This is a genomic window from Desulfovibrio sp. JC022 (genome assembly GCF_010470665.1).
Lineage (GTDB): Bacteria > Desulfobacterota > Desulfovibrionia > Desulfovibrionales > Desulfovibrionaceae > Maridesulfovibrio.
In genome coordinates, this window is the sequence record NZ_VOPZ01000001.1 from 307552 (window position 1) to 329793 (window position 22242).

The window sequence follows — 22242 nt, forward strand, 5'->3', positions numbered from 1 at the left end:
GCAATGAAATTTGTTAAAGATGGTCCCATCATTCCCAATGATCTGATTCAAGCGCGCGATGAAGGCCGGGCGGTCTTTTTTTGCGGTGCCGGGGTATCTAAAGAGTCTGCGGGGATATGTGATTTTACCGAGTTGTGCGAAAGGGTAGCAGTAACCTTGCAGGTGCAGGATGAATCCCCGGTTCGCACTTTGATGAGGCAGGCCAAGGAAATTAATGGGCTTAAGCTTGGTAGCAGTCTTTTGTCAGTGGATCGAATTTTCGGGCTGCTGGAAAGGGATTTTTATATCAAGGATATTGAACGTGCTGTGGCTGAGGCTTTACAGCCAGAAGCCCCCGGCCTTGCTGCCCACGAAACACTCTTGAAGCTAGCAACAACCCCGCAGGATACGGTTCAGCTGGTCACAACAAATTTCGACCGTCTTTTCAGCGAATGCAACCCGGATCTTAACCTGATCAAACCGGGTAACCTTCCCAGAATTGGAGAGGGTGAACCTCTTGATGGAGTCGTACACCTGCACGGTGTGGTCAATAGGGATTATTCCGGTGCTGAAAACAGATTTGTCCTTTCCAGTTCCCAGTTCGGCAGGGCCTACCTTGGTGAGGGCTGGGCTACGGATTTTTTTAAAGCTATTGTTGAAAGGTATGTGGTAGTCTTTGTCGGTTACTCAGCAGAAGACGCTCCGGTGCAGTATTTTTTGGAGTCTTTAAAGTTCAAGGAAAGTAGTAGCTATCAGGTTTACGCTTTTCATGATCAGGCAACACCGGATCACTGGCGGGAAAAGAAAATTACAGCAATTCCATATTCGTCTAAGAACAATTTTAAAGAATTATGGGATACTTTGGGGGCATGGGCCAGAATGGTTTCCGAGCCTGAAAAATGGAGCCGTGAGGTATTGCAACTGGCTGCGCGCGGTCCGGTGGGATTGACCCCTTACGAACGGGAAAAGGTAGCGGGATTCGTTGTAACGGAGAAAGGGGCTCGGCAGTTTGCTGCAGTCAATCCTCCAATAGAGTGGATTTGTGTTTTTGATAAATTTCGCAGGTATGCAAGGCCCGGATATACTGATGATTTGACGGAAGGTAAGGAAGTTGACCCCTTTGAACGTTATTCTCTCGCCTCTGATATTCCCCCGGTTAGGAAGAAAAATAATAATGATTTAAATGTTCCTGAAGCGGTATGGGATATTTTTGATAATGAATTACAATTGCCTGCTCAAAATATCTCGCAGCCATCCATTCATTTGAATAAAGCTGCTCAGGTTTCAGGGAGTGTAGAGAAAATCATTTCTTGGCTTGCCGAGAATGTGGATGATCCCGCAGTAATTTGGTGGGTGGTCTCAAAAGAAGATTTGCATCCTTGGGTGAAAGGAACATTAAAGTTTGAAGTCCGTAGAAAACGTGAACAAATGGATATTACTCTTTTAGAGTCGTGGTACAGGATTTTTGAGGTTTGGCAATCTGGTAAGAGTGAAAGAGATTATGATTCTTCCATATTTGAACTTACTTCCATAATTAAAGAAAGAGGCTGGAGTAAACATCTACTGCACCGTTGGGCAGAGGCAATCCGTCCATACTTTAAAGCAGGGCACTATACTTTACGTTGGGCCGTGCCGCCAGTTCGTGAGAGTAGACCGGATGGAATGGTTAATTTTGATGTGGCTTACCCTCGTCTGAGTTTTAAATTTTCTCCTCCTATAGAATGGCTTCCGTATGCATTGTCTTTGCTGCGAAATAATTTGCTTTTAGCGGAAGCTTGGGAACTTGAGTACGGAAGATACAGAGTTTCGCATATCGGCACGATGCATCCCGGAAAGGATGATAGCACACTTGTTGATGGTAGTGATTTAAAGGGGTGGGTCTATGTTTTCAAATCATGGTTTACGTCCTTGATTGAAAACAACGAGTCCGCGGCTCGAAAAGAATTTATGAGTTGGGCTTATGAAGATTCCCCCATTTTTGACAGTTTTAAGTTGTGGTGTTGCAGCCTGCCGGATTTCCTTTCTCCTGATGAAGCAGGAGAGTCTTTGCTTGGGATTAGTGAAGAAAGTTTCTGGGATAATTACAAACAGCGCGACTTATTGATCGCTTTGAAGGATAGATGGGGTGATCTTTCAAACACACATCGCAGCCAGCTTGAAAAAAGACTTTTAGCTGGAGAGGACAAATGGGAAGGGATTGATGAAAAAGATTTCGAAATAGGATGGGCGGCAGGGATACTTGAGCGAATTCATTGGTTGTATAGCAGAGGGTGTCGGTTTTCATTTGATTTGGATGAAGAAACTAAGAAATTAAAATACTCTTGTCCCGATTGGACTTTTAAGCATTCCGAAAGAGCGGATAGGTCCTGGGGAATGAAAGTAAGTAGCTATAGTACTGATTTAGATTTTTCGTGTTTGGCTAATATCCAACTGGTAGAAGTCCTCTCTCGCGCAAAAGAATATTCAGTAGAGGATTGGGAGAACAAGGTTCAGAAAAGACCTTTCAAAGGGCTTTGCCAAAACAGACCTGTACGGGCTTTGTCAGCCTTGCGCGCTGCTGCTGATTCAGAAGACGCAGCGTGGGGTTGGAATGAATTTTTGAATTCTTGTGGTGAGGTAAAAAGTAAAGAGCGGTTTGCTATCCTTGTTGCACTACGTCTTTGCGAGCTTCCCGTAGAATTGTTGGGTAAAGTCCTTTATCATGTAAGTTCTTGGTTCTCTGGTAATTCTGTGATTCTAAGAGAGCAAAATAATGATGTCTACTTGAAGTTATTCAATGTTTTGTTGCAGGCAATAGAAGGACAAGAAGGCAAGGAAGATCTTGCAGTTGATTCTGACGCAGAAAGCAAGGATTGGAGTTCTCGTTTATGGAATTCACCTGTCAGGCATATTTTGGAGAGTCTTGAAAGTGATCCTAGACTTAGAGATAAATCCTGTACTGCTGAGAATTTAAAAGATTGGTTTGCGCTGCTTGAGAGGGTTTTAAATCTTCCGGGAACGGGGAAATTGTATGCCATAAATCATCTTACAGGGAACCTTGATTGGTATTACCGGATAGATCCAACATGGACAGAAATTAATCTTCTTTATGTGTTTGAAGAAGATACTCAGAATACAAAAGATGCTTTTTGGTCCGGTTTTCTTAGGGGAAATTATCTCACTGATGAATCTTTGTTTGAGCGTATTAAGCCAAGTTTGCTGCATTTTACCGAGAATTTTAGAGGGAAAGTAGGATATTACGGATATTCGTTATTGCCCGAATTGCTATTAAACAGTTGGGCTGGTGAAGCGGTTGATTATCATAATTTGATTTCAGATGACGAAATGCGCAAGGTTTTTGTGAATTGCGGTGATGGTTTGCGTTGTGAAATTCTTAATAGGATTAAATGGCTTTCAAAATCAAGCAAGTCAATACAGAGAGAAAACTGGGGGGCATTACAAGCAGAATTTGTACGCAGGACATGGCCCAAAGAAAAAACAGTTAGGACTCCTGAAGTTCAGAAGGGATTATTTAAATTGCTTTTCAGTAGTCCTGATTTTTTCGTTGAGAAGGCTGAGGCTATTTTGCCTCACTTAGAAAGTATACCTAGTATTGATATGTATGCTGTTGGACATTTTATCTCAGATTGTCCTGATACATTCGACGATTATAAATTAGTCCTTGATGTTTTGATGGAAATTTTGCCAGACAATCCTAACGATAATAGACGGGTATCTTATGAGATGAAAGAAATTATCCCCCGTCTCGAATCAGCCGGACTTGCCGATGATGAACGAATTGAACAGCTAAAACAAAGATATAATCTCTGATATACGGCCCGGAATGGTTATCCATTCCGGGCCCTTTTTACTTATTGCCTAGTTCCACCGCGCATTCCGCTCCGTCCATGCCCTTCGGGAACGCAGAAAGTCTGTTCTCCCCGGCTCATGCACAGGCCGGAAAGTTTTCCGCGCGGGGTTTCAACTGTACATTCATCCCCTTGGGATTTGCCATTGCAGGCGGTGAAAGCTTCTTCGGGCGGACCTTGGCCGTTGCCGGGGCCACGGCCTTGTCCCATGCCTTGCCCCATTCCTCCTTGCATCATACCTTGGCCCATGCCGGAATTCCGGCCTTGATTTCTGCTCATTCCCTGATTTTTTCCGAATCCCTGTCTGTTACCGCCCATAGTTCCCATGCCATCTGAGAAGGAATTCGGAGAACCGCCTTTCCAGGTGGGGATTTTAGTGTAGGGCGGGTCGTATGGTTCAACTCCACCTCCTGCAACGCAACGCACGTAATTGTATATGCGGATGTCGTCGCCCTGCGGGCCGCGTCCGTTGGGGAAAGCATCGGGGTTGCCGGATTTCGGATCACTGCGCTGCGCTCCGGCCCCGTGCACGTCCATCCATTTTTTATTACTGCTGCGCGGGGGCGCGAAATAGCCTAAAGCGCGTCCGAAAGCGACGTATGAGGCGTGGGAAGGCTTGGGACCGTCCATGTGGGTGGTGGATGACCAGTAGTAAGATTCTTTGTCCGTTACTTTGAAGATGGGATCAATGGCTGCGGTGCCGCTGGTCTTGGGGCTGCGGGAGTAATCTACAATGGATTGAAGCTCTTTTACATTCGGCAGCCGCCAGTCGGAGCGTCCGGCGTGATTGAGGTTTTCGCAATAGCTCAAGGCTTCTTTCCAGTTAAGCTTCTTGACGCTGTCGGTCTGTTGCCAGATTAATCCGGTTGCAGTGTCTTCAACACTACCGTCCTTGCGGTCAACGTATATATTTTTTCCGTAATCTGGATTGCCGCGTACGTAGCGGATGTATTTGCTGCGTTTGCCGCGGGGATCTTTCTTGCCGTAGCCTTTGATGCGTCCGTCCGCAAAGTTGACTCCGAAAGCCGTGGGATTGCTGCCCATGGTCTTGCTCACGTAGGTGGTCGAGGACCAGTCCTGACAATCGATGATGCGCTGTCCTTTGGAAGTGTCACCGAATTTGAATTCAAAGTAGTCCGTATTGATAAACGGGGTGGAATCTTTTTCTGTGGCCTGTACCCAGCCGTTGAAGTCGATTAGTGAGTAAAGTTCTTTGATGTTCGGGGCGCGCCAGTCCGTGTGTCCGCCCACCCGGCAATCTTTGGCCCCGTCCATAGCCTGCTGCCAGGTCAGTGCGGGGCCGCGTTCCTTGACCCACATCAAGCCGGTAACCAGATCGGAGATTGTGCCATCCCCGTTATCCTTGTAGCGTGGCTGGTTGCCTTTGTATTGGGCGTCCTGCCCGTAGAATCCATGATCTTGGTCCGGGCAGTGAATCTGACGGGAATTGTTGAAACAGGCTTCCTGCCCGCTGTCCACAATGGGGTAGTTTCCAGCCCAGGCGGATGTTGCACAGATGAATAAGGTAGTGATGGTGATCAGTAGGCTGTATTTTTTCATGCACGCTCCTTTTTTGCATTTAATTAAAGCATGAAGTGAGGTGTTCAGCTAGAGGAAAGGAGCTAATTTTACAAAAGTAGTGCGGTTGTTAAGATTTATTAATGTAGTTTGAGTGCATTGAGATGGGTAAGAAAAATCCCGGCAGGTGCATTACCTGCCGGGATTTTAAGTCTTTGTGGGGAAGCGTTACGCTGAACGCAGTTCACTGATCAGGTCGGTCAACTCGCCGGACATGGCGGCCAATTCTTGAATTGCCTGTGCGGACTGGCGGATACCGTCAGATGTTTCTCGGGTGATGTTATTGATTTCGCTGATTGCGCTATTAATCTGTTCAGATGCGCTGGATTGCTCTTCAGAGGCTGTAGCGATTCCTTCCACCTGACTTGCGCTGTATTCAACCGTGCTGACAATAGCATCAAGAGATGATCCGGACCTGGCTGCCAGTTCCGTGGTCTGTTCAACTGCACTGACCGCATTTTCGACTTCCCGCATATTGGTACGCATGGCCTGCTGGATGGATTCCACGTTACTGCCCACCTCGTGGGTGGCAGACATGGTCTTTTCAGCAAGTTTGCGGACTTCGTCAGCAACCACGGCGAATCCGCGACCGGCTTCTCCGGCTCGGGCCGCTTCAATTGCGGCGTTGAGGGCCAGCAGGTTGGTCTGGTCGGCAATGTCGGAAATCACATCCATGACTGTGCCGATGGACTCAGTCTGTTTGCCGAGATTTTCCATGCTAGAGCGCAGGTCATCGGCGATAGTACTAACCTCGGTGATAGAACGCACTGACTGGGAGACAATCTGCGCCCCTTCTTCAGCCTGCTGCTTGGCTTCGATGCTTTTGCCTGATGCGCTTGATGCACTGCGGGCAACTTCTAATATGGTACTGTTCATCTGTTCCATGGCAGTGGCGGTTTCAGTGATCCGCTCATGCTGAATTTCGGAACCGTTGCTGATTTGCTCCACCTGCGCGGCCAGCTCTTCACTGGCGGAAGAGAGCTGTTCGGAAATGGCTTGGGTTCGTTCTGCCACATCCTGCATCTTCCGCTGCGCTTCTCGAACAGCGGTCTGATCAAGGATTACTTCAATGGCACCGACAACGTTGCCGTCCTTTTCAATGGGCACGCCGAAGTAGTCCATGTCCAGTTTTCCGCTGGGAGTGTCCAATGTGGTTGAACCGGTCTCAGCCTTGCGGGAAGTAAAAGATTTGGAGCAGGCGCATTTTTCAGTTCCGCAGTCTGCGGTATTTAGTGCATTGGAACATTTGCTTTTTTTAAGTTTATCAAGAGATGTTCCAAGCAGTTCTGTGCCGGGTTTGTTCATGAACAGTACGTTCATTTCGCGGTCTATGGTCATTACCGGCATCGGTACGGCATCAATGAAAGACCTCATTACATTCATTGCCAGATTGGTGCGGTCAATGAGGTCTGCATAGCTGCCCCGGAATCCGCTGTTGTCCGCCTGACTGTCAATTTTTCCTTCTTCAATCCCGGTGATGGTTGTGTCTATTTCAGACATGACCGAGTTCAAAGTGGTGCCGACCTTAGCCATGTCTTTACAGATCATGCCTACTTCGTCTTTTTGATCCACTCCCATATCGCAACTGAGATTTCCGTTTGACAGTTCCTGTACGAAAGTTCGAGCTTTTGCCAATGGAACGGTGATACTCCGGGCAATGAAAAATGCCAGCACAGCCCCGGCGAGCAGGGTCAATGCGGACATGACAGTCATATTGTCCACTGCTGCGGCAATGGTTGTCTGCATTTCGGGTCCGAGTTCATCCTGTTCTTCCATGATGGAAAGCTTAAGGTCTTCTATGTGTTGTGCTGTGAGGGGGCCGAGGGAATCAAGCTTTTGTTTTGCCGCAACCTGTCCCATATTTGCTTCGATGATTTTTTTGGTATGTAGAACGTACTGCTTGTTGTTTTCATTAAGCTCATTGATGAGACCGAGATCAGAAGGGGAGTAGAGGACGTTCTGGATATCCCCGATGCTTTTTTCAAATTCGACGAGAAGGCTGATTGCTTTCTCCGCATCGGTTTTTTGCTGACTTTTAAAAATATATATGGAGTTGATCAGTCTAGCCTCAAATAGTGCAGCCCTGCTTTTTTGCACCATGGCAATCAGGAAACTGTCTTCTCTTTCATTGGCATTTTGCAGCAATGTCCCTAAGCCTTCGACAAGGATCTTTCCGTTTTTACCAGCATTCTTGATTGATTCTTTTTCTTTTTCCTTTGCTGAAAGATACTGGTTGAAAGTGCTTTGATAGGTATCCACTTCATGCTTGATCTCTTTAACCAGTCCGTTCCGCTCAGATGAATTCATGTCTTTTTCCGCAGCCCGGATGAACTCCTGAAGTTTGGATATTTTTTCATGGTATTGCTTCAGGGAGGCAGCTGTCCCGGAATTCATATAGGTGATTGCGCCCATGCGAGTCAGCAGGAGGTTGGCTTGAATGCGTCCGGTAAGGTTTGTCTGGCGCGCCAGTTTCCGGTATTGCGTGAACCCGTCCGAGCTGTCGGTCAGCTTTAAAACTCCCTGTCCCGCAGTTATTGCAAGCAGAATCAGGATCAGCCCGAATCCCGCAGTTATTTTAGTTGTTACTCCTAAATTTTTAAGCATCGGACACACTCCCCTTTTGATTGTCTGGCTTGTTATCTGTGTGGATTTGTTGTGATAATTAGAGTAAAGGATGGGGTTTGTCAATTGGTCGTGTATTTAGTTTAACTTTTAACTATATATGCTTAGGTTGTAAAAGTGTAGTATAATTGTTGCGGAAGGTAAAAAAATACCCCGGAACATTGTCCGGGGTGTTTCTCCATTAGTATTAAGTTTGTTGCGTAGTGCTAGTCGTGGTTCCCGAGTTCCTGTTTGAGTATTTTGTTTCTAATTTCTTTGATTCGGTCGTTTTTGCTCATTTGTTCTAAGGCTTTTGTAATACTTGGAACCAGTGCAGCGTGCTTGATATTAAGATAATGGTACATTGGTGTTATTTCGAGAGGTTGAGAGAGTATTGTCACATCATCAGCTTGAATCTTTTTTAATGTCATCATTGCGGCAATACGGGCAATCAGTACTGCATCAAGCCTTTTGCGGCTGAGCATTTTTATAAGTTGTTCGTTGGTTTCAAGTTCTTTAGCGTTTTGGATGCCCTCAGTGGCAATTTTATTTTCAATGAAAAAAATGCCTCTGAAGTGGCCAACCCTCAAATCGCGCAAATTTTTCCATGTAGGTTCTACTTGTGAACCTTGGCGGACCATCACCATTAAATCCAGATGATCAATCGGAACGGGGACCTTAATAAGGCTCGGGAACTTTTTGTCTACTCCACTGACCTTGAAAAGTTCCCCGTCCACTGCACCTGAATGGGCTGAATGTGTTGAGCGTAATATGGGATATGGTTTGAATTCGACTTCAATTCCCAGAGAAGAGTACGCTTCACGCAGAATTTGGAAAGTTATTTTTGAGCGTGGAGATTCGATTCCAGACAGTATCAGTTTTTCGCCTGCGTGACATAAATTTGCCGAGTTCAGGGAGAACAAGGTTATGCAAATTGTTAATATGTAATTGATTTTTGTGTTCATGTTATTGCAGATATCCCCAGCCGATCAGCCGGTCATATGCATGTTTTGCATAGTTCCCTTGATTATTCACCTTGAGGAAACGGTAGTATTCATTGGCGGCCATGTCACGATTACCGAGGGCTTCGTATGAGACTCCCTTGTAAAAAGTCGTCATGGGGTTGCCGGGAAGTTTCTTTTCATATGCATCAAAATTGGAAAGGGCCTGTTTGAATTTGCGGTTTTCAAGACTGAGCATTCCGGTTATGTGCATGGCCTGCGCTTCTTGTGGATAACGGTCCTTGGCTCGCTGGGCGTATTGCAAACCTTTTCTGGCTTTGCCCTGTGCGAGTTGGCATTTGGACATGAGCAGCAGTCCGGCATAATCATTGGGCGCGATGCGCAGGGCTTTTGAAAAATGGTCTTCAGCTTCATGGTAACTCTTTTTGCCCATGGCCCCTTCACCTTTTTGCATTTCCACAATGGCGGTTTTGATTCTACGAATCGAGGCGATGTTGTCCATGTACCGTTCGCGAAGAAGTTTGCCGTGGTTGTCGGCATAAACGGTATCCCGTTTTTTTACTGCGGTGGCATATCTTTCTGAACTCATGGGGTGGGAGGCGAACATCTGCTGTACGAAAGATGGTTTGCTCTTATGCAGTTTATTCAACTCGTCCATAAGCCCGACCATGCCTTCAGGATCGTAGCCCGCATTATCCATGTAAGCCATACCGAGGCTGTCCGCCTGCCGTTCGTCCGAGCGGGAGTAGCTCGCCAAAAGCATTCCTGCTCCAATTCCGCCCAGTCCGGCTGCCAGCGGCACAAGGCGGCTGTCCTGTGTTGCGGCAACACCCACGCCGACAGCCACAATGCCTTGCACTGCGATGGATGAACTCATGCGTGAGGCAGTGTGACGGGCGTTGACATGTCCAATCTCATGGCCCATGAGCGCGGCAAGTTCTGCTTCGTTTTCAAGGGTGACCAGAATTCCGCGGGTGCAGGCGATGCTTCCGCCGGGAAAGGCATAGGCATTGACGTAGTTGGCATTCACGCAGCGGAAAGAGTAAGGCATGTCCGGCCTGTGACTGCTGGAAGAAAGGGAGATTCCCACACGGGTTATGTAATTGTTGACCCGGCTATCCTGTACCGCGCCATAGTCCGCAGAAAATTGATGCGGTGAATTCTGGCGGTCCATCTGGATTTCCTGTTGCTCGGAAACCAGCATAAGCTGCTGCTGTCCGGTAACCGGGTTGATGGCACATCCGCTCAAAATACCGAGAGTTCCCCCGGCAGCCAGTTTCAGGGCCTGTCTTCTGGAAATTGATCCTGCTTTATTTTTACCGCCCATGCTTCCTCCGAAAATGTTCATTATCTAAAAAGATATATCCGTGCAGCACCTTTGGCAACCTCTCCCTTTTCTGTCATGATGGCAAAGATTACCAATTGATTACATTTGCGGCCGGGATGTTGACTTAAACACGACTCTATGTCTTGTAATTGGGCATATATTTATGCCGGATTCTGAACCTGAATAGTAAAAATGCATTATGGAGTTGCAAAGTGAATATTCCCTTGAAAGAGGAATCATCAGGAGAGATACCTGTTCTCGAATTTAAAAATGTTTCCTTCAATTGGCCGGGCGGTAAGGGATTGCGCGATGTTTCTTTCGCCGTACCCGCAGGACAGTTCGTGCTTATCTCCGGTCCTTCCGGTGCCGGGAAGTCGACCCTGCTGCGTCTGGCTGTGCGGCTGGAAGAGGTCGGGCAGGGGGAAATCTTTTTAAGTGGAGAGCCTGTGCAATCCTACTTTCCCCCTGAATTGCGGACCAGGATCGGTTTTGTGCAACAGACTCCTACTGTGCTGCCCGGTACAGTGCGCGATAATTTGCTTATGCCGTTTACCCTTGATGTCAGAAAGGGGAGCAGTGTTCCTTCGGACGATGATCTGGCTTATTGGCTGGAAAGGCTGGCTCTTGGTGATGTCGCGCTGGACAGTGAAGCTTCTGATCTTTCCGTGGGGCAGCGTCAGCGTCTTTGTCTGATTCGTTCGGTTCTGCCGAAACCGATCGCGATCTGTTTTGATGAACCCACCAGCGCCCTTGACCGGGAAAGCCGGGAGCGGGTGGAGAGAGTTGCCGAAGAGCTGGCGGCTGAAGGGATCACTGTACTTATGGTTAATCATACCAGCTACCATCCAAGTTGTCCGCACATGCATCTGACGGTTTCTGAAGGCAAGGTGGAGGTTCTTTCATGAACAGTGCTTTTATTTCCATCACCTGGGTGCAGCTGCTGATTGCCCTGAGTCTTGTATCAGTTTCCGGGTTCCTTTCCATTTATTATAAGCTCAAGCTGGAGAAGGATCTGGCTGTCGGGGTCGTCCGTTCCTTTGTACAATTGCTGACCATGGGCTACCTGCTCAAAATCTTGTTCGGGCTGAACAGTGCCGTATTGGTTTTGGCTCTTTATCTGGCTATGACTTTTTTCTCGGTCCACATCATCCACGGGAGGGTTAAGGAAAAGAACATTTCCTACCTCATGCCCACCGGACTGGCGGTCATGTTCAGTTATTCGTTGGTGACTATTCTGGTGACTAAAGTGGTTATCGGTGCCCAGCCTTGGTGGGACCCCCAGTATTTTATACCCATTGGAGGTATGATTGCCGGTAATTCCATGAACTCACTGGCTCTTTCACTTGAAAGGTTTTTTTCCGAACTTAAAAGCCGCCGGGATGAGGTGGAGATGCTGCTTTGCCTCGGGGCGGATTACAAGGAAGCTACAGCTGAAATTTTCCGTGATGCCCTGCGTGCGGGTATGATTCCAGCCATTAATTCCCTGATGGGTGTAGGGCTGGTTTTTCTGCCCGGCATGATGACCGGACAGATTTTGGCCGGGGCCGACCCTGAAGAGGCGGTCCGTTACCAGATTGTGGTTATGTTTATGTTGGTGTCTTCCACGGCCCTTTCTTCTATCATTGTACTTTTGCTGGTCCGCAAACGTTGTTTCTCGTCGGCAATGATTTTGCTTGCCGGTAGGAAAGCAGGGAAATAGTTGTAGTGTGGTATTTATTTTCACTATGGTGTATGAATGCGGTAGAGTTTTAAGCCAGTTTGAAGGGGGAATCCGTTGTTTTATTTGAGTGAGCAATTTCAGAAGCTATTTGCCAATAACAGCCTGTGCAAACAATTCATAGAAGTCTCTCCTGATGCAATTGTAATTACCGATGCTGAAGGAACTGTGCTTGGCGGGAATTCGCGTGCTGCACGGTTGTTCGGCTATTTGGATAAAAGTGCAATCCCCCACAATGTTAACGGCAGTTACAAGTCCGCTGCGGATCGGTCCAGAATGCTCGACATGCTTTCCTCCGGGCAGCATGTGCAGGATTTTGAAACCGAACTTCTGGATCGTAGAGGGAATTCTTTTGTTGCCAGCATCAGTGTCTCGGTTATGGATGTCGAAGGGCATATGGTACTTGTGTCCATTCTCAGGGATATTTCAGGGCGCAAAAAATCTGAAGCAAAGCTGTTGGAGGGTGAGAAGGCGGCCCGGTTGAACGAAAGCAGGTTCGAGGCTCTTTCCACTCTTGCGGGGATGGCCGAATATTCCCTGGATAAGCTCTATGACTTTGCTCTGGAAGCGGCGGTCATGATCACCGGAAGCGAGATCGGATATATCTATTTTCTTAATGAGGATGAATCGGAACTCAGACTTTATGCCTGGTCGCGCAGTGTTATGCCCCAATGCTCGGTGGAGTCCATTCCCGATGCCTACCACGTGGCCGATGTGGGCGTCTGGGGAGAGGCCATCAGGCAACGCCGTCCTATGATTCTTAATGATTATGCTGCTTGTGAAGGCAAGAAGGGGCTTCCGCAGGGGCATGTTCCCATTAAGCGCCATATGAATGTTCCTCTGTTTGATGAAGGTAAAATTGTTTTGCTTGTGGGCGTCGGGAACAAGGAAGATGAGTATGGTGATGAGGATGTTCGTCAGTTGAGCCTGCTCATGGAGGGCATGTGGAATATTGTCCGGCGCAAGGAAGCGGATGAGGCTTTGCGGCAGGCCTATGTGGAGATGGAATGCAAGGTGGAAGAGCGTACAGCGGAACTGAGTTCAGCCCTTGCGGACCTTAGGCAGATCAATTCGGAGATAGAGCAGGAAGTTGAGCAGCGTCGGATTTTTGAGAAAAAACTCCGCCAGTTTGAAAGGATAATCGCGGTCAGTCCCGATATGATTTCCTTGGTCGATTCAGAATATCGTTATGTGATGGTGAATCGTTCCTATGAGAAAAGGTTCAACAAGCCAAGTGAATTTTTTGTAGGCAAATCAGTGTCTGAGGTTGTCGGGCATGATGTTTTTGAAAAACATTCAAAGCCCATGATTGATTCAGCTCTTGCTGGTGGTACAACAAATTTTGAAGCATGGCTTGAATTGCCATCTATTGGGAAACGTTTTTTTTCAGTTACCTATCATCCGGTAGAATCAACTGTTGACGGGGATAGGTTGGTCAGTATTACAGCCCACGATATAACTGAGCAGAAAGAGATGCTTGAAGAGGTCAAGAGACTTGCCAGTACTGATTATTTGACCGGTGCCAGCAACAGACGTTCCTTTATGGATCGCGCGGAAACCGAACTGGATCGTCTGGCGCGATACGGCGGCGAACTTTACCTGATGATGCTGGACATTGACCACTTTAAGAATGTCAACGACACTTACGGACACAGCGTGGGGGATATTGTTCTCAAGGAGCTGGTCAAGTGCTGCATTTCCACCCTGCGGACTTCTGATGTTTTCGGGCGTTTGGGGGGAGAGGAGTTTGCAGCCCTGCTGGTTCACGGGAGCGTAGAATCAGCTATGCAGGTGGCTGAAAGGTTACGTGCGGCTATTGAAGATTTGGAGGTTCATGCCGGAAATCATGTTGTAAAATTTACTGTGAGTATCGGCCTTACCATGGTTTGTGCCGATGAAGATATTGAAGTGGCTCTGAAGCATGCGGATAACTGTTTGTATCAGGCCAAGGAGCAGGGCCGCAACCGGGTTGTATCATATTGCCGGATGACAGATTAAATTGCCGGTGCACTTCAGTGCACCGGCAATTTATTTTTCTACGCTGATTTCATGTTGTCGATAATGGATTTGAGTTGGTGTGCCTGTGAAGCAAGGTCGGATACCGCTTCTGCGGATTGGCGCATGGCACTGTTTGTTTCTATTGAGATATTGTTGATTTCATCCGCAGCCCGGTTGATCTGTTCCGATGTGGCGGACTGTTCTTCACATGCGGCTGCAATTCCCTGAATCTGTTCGGAAACCGTATCGGTAAGCGAAAGAATTTCACTGAGTGAATTGCCGGCATTTTCAGCCATTGCGGAAACATTTCCGATTTCCTGAACAGTGTTGGAGCACTGGCCCATACTTAATTTGGTGCCGCGCTGGATTTCGCCAATTGCGGATTCAACTTCATTGGTTGCGGTCATGGTCTTTTCCGCCAGTTTGCGGACTTCATCTGCTACAACAGCGAATCCACGCCCGGCTTCCCCGGCTCGAGCAGCTTCAATGGCAGCGTTAAGGGCCAGCAGGTTGGTCTGGTCGGCAATGTCGGAGATCACGTCGATGATCTGGCCGATTTTTTCAGCACTTTCACCAAGCTCACCCATCTCTTTTTCAAGAGCTTCGGAATACTCATGCACAACATCAATTCCTGAGAGCATCTGTTTGACCACATCAGCACCGCTGGTAGCATTTTCGCTGGCGTCTCCGGCTGTTGCAGACGCCTCACCGGAGCTGCGGGCCACTTCAAGTACGGAAGCGTTCATCTGTTCCATGGCGGTGGCCGTTTCCGCAGTCCTCTGGCTCTGCATGTCGGACCCGGTTGCAGACTGTTCTATCTGGGCGGAAAGTTCTTCAGAAGCAGTGGATATAATTTCAACTACATCTTCAAGCTCGCGGGCGGCCTGATGCATACCTTCGCGCTTGGCATTTTCTGCTTCTTTGCGTGCTTCTTCTGCTTCATGCGTGGCCTGTTGTGCTTTTTCGGTCTCTTCGGCAGCAAGGCGGGTTTGTTCGTTTGCTTCGTTGATTTTTTCTTTGAGGGTCACAACCATGGCATTCAGGTCATTAGCAAGCACGCCAACTTCATCGCGGGTTTTGATTTCAAGAACATGGTCGAGATCACCTTCGGCAACACGGGTGGCATACTTGGTTGCCTCAACAATAGGTTGGGACATTGACCTTGCATAGAGCCACGCTGCAAGCATGATGAGCGGCAGGATGACAGCGATGACCATCAGCGAGGATGTTTTTACATTATTCTGTGCGGTTACCATGGTTTCAATAGGCATTCCAATGAACCACATCCCGATATTTCTTCCATCCACGCCTTTGATAGGCCAGTACGCGGTCTGGTAGTCGATTCCGAGAATGTTGTTGCGGGCAAGAAAGGTTTGGCTCTGATCAATGACTGTTGCGGTAACCTGACGGTTGGTCATCTTCGTTCCCACGGCCCGACGCCCATTTTTGATGATAGTCGTCATTTCGCGGGTATCACCGTTAAATACAGTTACTTCAAGGTCAGAAAAGTTTTTGACGTCATCCACAAAGTCCTTGTCCGAAAGGGAGGTACCCAGCGAAATTGTTCCTATTATCTTACCATTTTCCATGATCGGTGCTGTTGCCCGCAAAGAAAAAGGAATTTCTTTTCCCTTGATTATTCCTGAAGTGACTGTCCCGCGCAGGGCCTTTTCCACTGTCCCCTGTCTTTGCACATTGTCGCCGAAACTGTTGGCATGAGCACGTCCGAGGACAATTCCATTTGCATCGGTCAGGGTCAGGAATTCGGATTCTGTTTCCAGCATCAATGCGCGGAGGTGTTTCTGTAATTCTTCAGAGCTGCCCAGTTTGATTGAATTGATCAGGTCAATATCGCGGGCCATTAATTCCGCTTTTTCACGGAACCCTTTTGATAGGCTGTCAATATGGCGGTCGACAACTTTTTTCATGGTTGAAATATTGCGGATTGATTCTTTGGAAAATCCTTCGCCGACATAATGGTTAACAGTCAGGAAAATTGATGTGGCGGTCAGCAAAGCGATCACCACTGCCATCAATACGATTTTGTTTCGAATTGAAAAAGTCATAGCACCCTTTTTGATTATAAATTGCTTTCATCCCTTTACTCAAAAGAGCTCCCTCCCCGGAGATTCTTTTGAGCCTTTCTCCAATAAAATAATTGTGTGCTTATCTATGCCTATAGTGGTGCAATTATTCTTACTCTAGTAATTATAGTGAATATTAAGAAAGGGGCAATTATAAAATATGAGTGTGCTTTGGCACCTGATTAAATATAAAAGAGAAGTGTATGCTCAATCCATGAGTTCTAGGTTTGAGTCTGCCGGGGCTTGCGCTCTGTTATTGTCCGTATAGTCTCGTGTGATTTTTGCAACTCGTATCCTGTATGAATGAAAAAGTTTATCCTTGCCTGATTTTTGGGCTTTGCGGTGATCAATAAGATTACGCCACTTTTCTATTGAAGGCTCATTCTCCCAGAAAGACAGGCTTAATACCTTGCCTTCATCAGCAAGGCTTTGAAATCTTTCAATTGATATAAATCCTTGGCGGTCTTTTAAGAAAGATTTCACCTTAGCGGCGATTTCCAGATATTCGTCTTTTCCATCTGCTTTCGGGTAAACTTCAAATATTACTGCATACATATGTTCTCTCCTGAACAAAGTTATCGGTTGTTTGTTTCGTATGCGATGAAATAGCACTGCTCCGGATTTTCAGACAAGCGATTTTCGGAATTTGCACTAAAAATGATTATGTTGCTTATTTTATTGGTAAATAATTTTGACTATGATCTTTTAAATAGTTTTATGTCTTGAAAAGAAGACTGTTTCTAGGGATGTCTTTACACTGTTAATACTTGTCTAAACAGCTAGTTATGATTTGTTGTCTTTAATTTCAGACTCTTATTTTTCAGACTTTGTGCAAAAAAGCACAAAAGAAAGGGCTCAAGTTCGATTAAGAAATTATAATATTTTTTTCACAATATGTTTCTGTTTTAATTAAATGACATATTTTCAATATGTTGAGTAGCCAAAATAATTATCCGGACATGAATTTATAAAATCGTGGTATAGTATTTGCTTACTTACATGCGCTGAATGAATACTCAATTGTCTCCGGTACTTGCTGGGCAGGTGTCGGTGGTTTCAGGCAATTGTTTTTTGGCTCTGGTCGTAGGTTAAGGAGTTATTTCCTACTTGACCGAAACGGTATTTTTTGGAAAGGGTTACTCCGAAATAAATACTGAATGATTGACCAATCACTAACTGCCTTCGTGCTCTCCTTTCGTTTCGTGCCTTTCCCAAGAGGTTGCGGAAAGGGGATCGCGGGGGCGGACTGAATCTTTCGTAAAAGGCTGTGGGGAGAGGGTTCCATACACTTTTTAAAGATTTACCGGAGGATGAAACTGCAAATTGATGCATTAGGTATTGCTTCTAATCGGTAGTTTCCGGCCTTAGGGCCTTAATCTTGAATCTTTCTAAATTAAGGATTGATCCGTTGAAGAACAGATATATCCCAATAACTTTAATTGTTGCTGTCTTGTCCGTTGCGGCCATAGCAGGGTTTCTTTTTCCGCCGGCAGTGCAGGAAAATCCCGCCCGTGTCGTTATGGATAACAGTGGCGGCAGGGTTCTTTTTACCCATTTTGTCCACGCGGACGAGTATGGTTATGAATGTTCCGACTGTCACCACGATGATATCGGTCAGGAAAGACCGATAGCCTGCGGCAGCTGCCATCCGGCCGCTTTTGATGCCAAATTCAGGGCAGAACATCAGAAGAACTTCCCCAGTGAAGAAGCATGTCTGCGTTGTCACGACGATGTTCCCGCAGGTCCTCTCGCAGAAGAGGATAAGCCTGACACTGAGAGCATTCCCCTGCGCGCCGAAGCTTTTCACGCCCAGTGTATGGACTGTCACGAGAGTGACGGAGGACCCTACGGTGAAGACTCCTGTTACGATTGCCATGCGAGGTAGGTCTCATGCTTAGAATACATTATTCCCTTGAATCCGATGTTCAGAAGACCATTTCCGACATCGCTGCGCCTGCGGAACTTAATATCTCCATGCGCAACAAGATTCTGAAAATTAAAAAAGGCAAAAAGCTCGCAGCAGGTGAACTCCTTGCCGAGCGTCCTTCCAAATACGGTGCTGCCTGTAGTGCGGCTCTTTCCGGTAAGGCGACTAAGGTCAACTACCACCACCTGACCATCAAAGCCGATGGCGGTGAGGAAAGTGTTGAACCCATCGACGTAAGATCCATGGGACCGGGTAAAGAGTTGCTGCGTACCTTGCAGGAGCTTGGTCTGAACATTGCCGCCTTGTCTTCCCATGCTGATAATCTGGTTATCAACGGCCTTAATCCCGAACCGGGAATTTCCGTTGCTGAACAATTGCTCAAGGATGAAAAAAAGACCATTGAAGCGGGTTTGCGTCTTGTTGAATCAATGATCAACCCCGTGCACACAACTCTGGCTGTTGCAGCCGGTTCTTCCTACGAACTTGCCGGGGCAGAGCGGGTTTTTGTAAAACCCAAATATCCCAGATCCCTTGATGCCCTCGTGGTCAAGAAAGTCACCGGAAAGGAATTTCCTGATGACACCAAGGTGATCAGTGTCATGGATCTTTACAACTTCGGCAGGGTCTACGAAACCGGCATGCCCATCACCGATACAATTATGACTATCGGCGAGAATAATTACCGGGTGCTCTTCGGAACTCCTGTCCGCCACATCTGTGCTGAACTGGATATCGACATCAAGTCCGGTGACAAGGTTGTTCTTGACGGTCCTTTTCGCGGCGAAGCTATTTACAGCCTTGATGAAGGCGTCAAGAAGGGCGATTACGGTTTGTTCGTAATTCCTGCGGGAACATTTCCTTCCATTGAAGACGCAACCTGCATCAACTGCGGTGAATGTGTACTCAGTTGTCCTGCTAGGATTCAGCCCAATATGCTCAGCCGCTATGCCGAGTATGAGATGTTTGAAATGGCTGAGAAGCACAGCCTGCACAGCTGTTTTGAATGCGGTCTCTGTTCCTTCAACTGTACGGTCAGACGCCCCATTCTTCAGTATATCCGCTTTGCCAAGGATCAGCTCCTGGTCAGCGGTCAGGCAGAGAAGAGTTAAAGGCAGATTTGTTGCGCTTCGCGCTTTTGATGGATGATTTCGCCTCCGGCGGCCAAAGGGATTAAGCCCCTTTGGAATCCCTAATATAAGGTTTTGGGATTCTTAAACCCTTTTGCAAAAGGGTTTGAGGCTCCCGGCAGGTTCGCCGAAGGCAATCCTGATATGAAACCGGGGTAACCTGTTCTGGATATTGATTGAATAATCATACAGGGACGCATGGATCGCGGTTAAACATACAAGTTCCAAGGGTTAAAATATGACTCCTCCAGTAATTAAAGCAATGTCCGACATTGCGGTCAGACTCACGGTTTCGCCTGCTCCTCACTGGCGCAGCAAGCGTACCGTGGAGAAGATGATGCAGTATCATCTTCTGGCTCTGGTTCCCGCATTGCTCATGGCTTTCAATATGTTCGGCCTGCCCGCTCTCGCGACTGTGGGTATCGCCGGAACCGCTGCTGTTCTTGCCGAGGTAATCTGCCTCCGCATGCAGGAACGCGACGTAAACGTAGATAACTACACCGCTCTTTACGAAGGTATTCTTTTTGCCTTTCTGCTGCCTGCGGGAGCTCCGTGGTGGCTGGTAGCCTGCGGCGCAATCCTGACCATTGTCATGGGCCGCACTGTTTTCGGCGGTTTCGGTAGCAACCCCATCTGTGCGCCTCTGGTTGCCTGGGCTTTCTGTCGTCTTTCATGGCCTGCCGCCATGGATATTGACACTAATCTTGCCCATTTCATGATCAACGCGCCTCTGGACCAGCTCAAGTACTTCGGTCTTGATACTCTTGAGCAGTTCAACTACACCGACCTGTTTCTCGGCAAGCAGCTTGGCGGACTGGGCGCATCCCAGATCATTGCCGTACTGGCCGGGGGAATTTTCCTCATCGCCACAGGCTGGGTGCGTTTCTTCATTCCCGCAGCGTTCCTCGTGGGCGTGACTGTTACCGCTTCCATTTTTTGGATGATCGATCCTGAGATGTACGCCAACCCGCTTTTCCATCTGCTGACCGGATCAGTAATGTTCGGAGCCTTTTTTCTTGCTCCCGATGTTGCTTCCAGCCCGGTGGGTGTGATTCCGCAGGTCCTTTTCGGACTTATTGCCGGAACTATGGTTATCATCATCCGGGTTTACGGTATCTACCCCGACGGCGTTCCTTTTGCCATCATGGTGGCAAACCTGCTTACCCCCTTGTTGGACCGCGTGCGTCCCAAACCTTTCGGAGGCAAGTAAGTCATGCGCGAAATACTTCATATGCTCGTGGTCCTCTCCATAATCTGCGCCACATCCGGTGCGGTGTTGGTTAACCTGAAGCAGGCCACCAAATCCCAAATTGAACAGCAGGTCCTGACTTATGTGCAGGGTCCCGCATTGCTCTCAGTCCTTGAAAATCGTGACAACGACCCCATTAAGGAACGTGTGAAAATAAAAGATGTGACTGTCTTCCCGGCCATGAAGGACGGCAAGCTGGTCGGTATCGCCCTTGAAGCCTTTGCTCCCGGTTACTCCGGCGACATCGGCGTTATGGTCGGCTTTGATGTGAATGAAGACGAACTGATCGGCATCGGCATCACTACCCAGACTGAGACCCCCGGTCTCGGTGACAAGGTTATGAAACCTTCCTTTACCGACAAGTTCAAAGGCCACGGTCTTGATTCCATGCAGGTTTCCAAGAAGGGTGGGGACATCGACTCTATCGCCGGGGCGACTTACTCCTCCGTAGGTACTGTGGACGCTGTCCGCAAGGCTATTGAGGTCTACCAGTCCATCAAGCCTGAGATCACCAACATTTGGAAGAACTCTTAAGGAGAAACCATGAGCCGTTTAGTAAAAGAATTTGCAAAAGGACTCTGGGATGAGCTTCCTCCGTTCAGAGTTCTGCTGGGACTTTGTCCCGTACTGGCTGTTACCTCCTCTGCGGAGAACGGCCTAGGCATGGGAATGGCGGTCATCTTTGTATTGACCATGTCCAACCTGATCATTTCCAGCATCAGAAAAATTATCCCTGCGAAAGTTCGTATCGCCTGCTTCATCGTTGTCACCGCATCACTGGTTGTTACGGTTGAGCTGCTCATGCAGGCCTACGCATATCCGCTTTACCAGAAGCTGGGCATCTTTGTTCCGCTGATTGTTGTTAACTGCCTGATCCTCGGTCGTGCTGAAGCGTTCGCTTCCAAGAACGGAGTGATCCTCTCCATTGCCGACGCTCTGGGTATGGGAATCGGTTTTGCCGCCTCCCTGACCTTTCTTGGCGCTCTCCGTGAAATTCTTGGTGCCGGAACTGTTTTCGGTGTTCCGGTCATGTGGGAATCATTTAATCCCGCAGGTTTCATGGTCATGGCTCCCGGTGCGTTTGTCGGCCTCGGTGTCATCCTTGCCGGTATGAATGCCTTCAACAGGTACCAGAGCCGTAAGAAGGGTGAGACCCCGCCGGATGTAATGAATTCCTCCTGTGCCTCTTGTGGTGCCTGCGGCGGAATCGAAAACCTTAAGGATAAATAGGGGAGAGTGCTAAAATGGAATACTTTCTGCTTTTTATCTCCGCCATTTTCATCAACAACATCGTACTGGTTCAGTACCTTGGTGCCTGCCCCTTCATGGGAACATCCAAGTCTACCGATGTTGCCATGGGCATGGGCGGAGCGGTTATATTTGTTACCTTGATGGCAACCGCCATTACCTGGCCCCTGCACCAGTACATACTCATCCCTTGTGGAATCGAGTACCTCCAGACCATCGTTTTTATTTTGGTCATTGCGTCACTGGTACAGTTTGTTGAGATGTTCCTCAAAAAGGTCATCCCGCCTCTGTATAAATCTCTGGGACTCTTTCTTCCGCTGATCACCACCAACTGCGCGGTGCTCGGTGTGGCGATCATGGTTCAGCGTAACGAATATTCTTTCTTCAAGTCCATGATGTATGGGCTGGCTTCCGGTATCGGATTCCTCATTGCGCTGGTTATCATCTCGTCCATTCGTGAACGTCTGGACATTGCTCCGGTTCCCCATGTTTTCAGGGGCGTACCCATCGCGCTGATCATGGCAGGGATCATGTCTCTGGCCTTTTTCGCCTTTCAGGGCATGGCTGCTTAACAGGTTAAGCAAGGAGAATATTTAG

At 47.8% G+C, this 22242-nt stretch carries 16 protein-coding genes; 10 read left to right on the forward strand and 6 right to left on the reverse strand.

Annotated elements, in window-relative coordinates:
• Positions 1 to 3 precede the first annotated feature (3 nt).
• A complete protein-coding gene (locus FMS18_RS01310; protein WP_163291930.1) occupies positions 4 to 3789 on the forward strand; it encodes an SIR2 family protein in 3786 nt (1261 codons plus the stop codon).
• Between the two features lie 41 nt (positions 3790 to 3830).
• Here the strand turns inward: FMS18_RS01310 and FMS18_RS01315 are convergent, their stop codons facing one another.
• From FMS18_RS01315 to FMS18_RS01330, 4 genes are all read right to left on the reverse strand, one after another.
• Positions 3831 to 5387, reverse strand: a complete 1557-nt coding sequence (locus tag FMS18_RS01315; protein WP_163291931.1) for a DUF1566 domain-containing protein — start codon at positions 5385 to 5387, stop codon at positions 3831 to 3833.
• 186 nt (positions 5388 to 5573) lie between these two features.
• On the reverse strand, positions 5574 to 8009 hold the full coding sequence (locus FMS18_RS01320; protein ID WP_163291932.1) for a methyl-accepting chemotaxis protein: 2436 nt from the start codon (positions 8007 to 8009) through the stop codon (positions 5574 to 5576).
• Positions 8010 to 8233: 224 nt separating this feature from the next.
• On the reverse strand, positions 8234 to 8971 hold the full coding sequence (locus FMS18_RS01325) for an ABC transporter substrate-binding protein (protein ID WP_163291933.1): 738 nt from the start codon (positions 8969 to 8971) through the stop codon (positions 8234 to 8236).
• Position 8972: 1 nt separating this feature from the next.
• A complete protein-coding gene (locus FMS18_RS01330; RefSeq protein WP_163291934.1) occupies positions 8973 to 10295 on the reverse strand; it encodes a M48 family metalloprotease in 1323 nt (440 codons plus the stop codon).
• Positions 10296 to 10507: 212 nt separating this feature from the next.
• Here FMS18_RS01330 and FMS18_RS01335 point away from each other — a divergent pair, with 212 nt between their 5' ends.
• From FMS18_RS01335 to FMS18_RS01345, 3 genes are all read left to right on the forward strand, one after another.
• Complete coding sequence (locus tag FMS18_RS01335) at positions 10508 to 11200, forward strand: ATP-binding cassette domain-containing protein (protein ID WP_163291935.1); 693 nt, start codon at positions 10508 to 10510, stop codon at positions 11198 to 11200.
• The gene (gene fetB, locus FMS18_RS01340; RefSeq protein ID WP_163291936.1) at positions 11197 to 11994 is read left to right on the forward strand and encodes an iron export ABC transporter permease subunit FetB; all 798 of its coding nucleotides are present in this window, start codon (positions 11197 to 11199) and stop codon (positions 11992 to 11994) included. Before FMS18_RS01335 ends, fetB begins: the two co-directional genes overlap by 4 nt.
• Positions 11995 to 12078: 84 nt before the next feature.
• Positions 12079 to 14010 carry a diguanylate cyclase gene (locus FMS18_RS01345; protein ID WP_163291937.1) on the forward strand — a complete coding sequence of 644 codons (1932 nt, stop codon included), beginning with the start codon at positions 12079 to 12081 and terminating at the stop codon, positions 14008 to 14010.
• Between the two features lie 38 nt (positions 14011 to 14048).
• Here FMS18_RS01345 and FMS18_RS01350 read toward each other — a convergent pair whose 3' ends face one another.
• Together FMS18_RS01350 and FMS18_RS01355 are read right to left on the reverse strand one after the other, a co-directional pair.
• On the reverse strand, positions 14049 to 16076 hold the full coding sequence (locus tag FMS18_RS01350) for a methyl-accepting chemotaxis protein (protein WP_163291938.1): 2028 nt from the start codon (positions 16074 to 16076) through the stop codon (positions 14049 to 14051).
• A 225-nt stretch (positions 16077 to 16301) separates the two neighbouring features.
• Positions 16302 to 16649 (reverse strand): antibiotic biosynthesis monooxygenase, encoded by a 348-nt coding sequence (locus FMS18_RS01355; RefSeq protein WP_163291939.1) that lies wholly within the window; start codon positions 16647 to 16649, stop codon positions 16302 to 16304.
• Between the two features lie 853 nt (positions 16650 to 17502).
• Here FMS18_RS01355 and FMS18_RS01360 point away from each other — a divergent pair.
• From FMS18_RS01360 to FMS18_RS01385, 6 genes are all read left to right on the forward strand, one after another.
• Positions 17503 to 17979 carry a cytochrome c3 family protein gene (locus FMS18_RS01360; protein ID WP_163291940.1) on the forward strand — a complete coding sequence of 159 codons (477 nt, stop codon included), beginning with the start codon at positions 17503 to 17505 and terminating at the stop codon, positions 17977 to 17979.
• Between the two features lie 5 nt (positions 17980 to 17984).
• Positions 17985 to 19130: a 4Fe-4S dicluster domain-containing protein gene (locus tag FMS18_RS01365; RefSeq protein WP_163291941.1), complete on the forward strand. Its 1146-nt coding sequence runs from the start codon at positions 17985 to 17987 to the stop codon at positions 19128 to 19130.
• Between the two features lie 256 nt (positions 19131 to 19386).
• Positions 19387 to 20358 carry an RnfABCDGE type electron transport complex subunit D gene (locus FMS18_RS01370; protein WP_163291942.1) on the forward strand — a complete coding sequence of 324 codons (972 nt, stop codon included), beginning with the start codon at positions 19387 to 19389 and terminating at the stop codon, positions 20356 to 20358.
• 3 nt (positions 20359 to 20361) lie between these two features.
• Positions 20362 to 20931: an RnfABCDGE type electron transport complex subunit G gene (gene rnfG / locus FMS18_RS01375; protein ID WP_163291943.1), complete on the forward strand. Its 570-nt coding sequence runs from the start codon at positions 20362 to 20364 to the stop codon at positions 20929 to 20931.
• 9 nt (positions 20932 to 20940) lie between these two features.
• On the forward strand, positions 20941 to 21627 hold the full coding sequence (gene rsxE / locus FMS18_RS01380; RefSeq protein ID WP_163291944.1) for an electron transport complex subunit RsxE: 687 nt from the start codon (positions 20941 to 20943) through the stop codon (positions 21625 to 21627).
• Positions 21628 to 21641: 14 nt separating this feature from the next.
• Positions 21642 to 22217: an electron transport complex protein RnfA gene (locus FMS18_RS01385; protein ID WP_163291945.1), complete on the forward strand. Its 576-nt coding sequence runs from the start codon at positions 21642 to 21644 to the stop codon at positions 22215 to 22217.
• Positions 22218 to 22242: the final 25 nt, after the last annotated feature.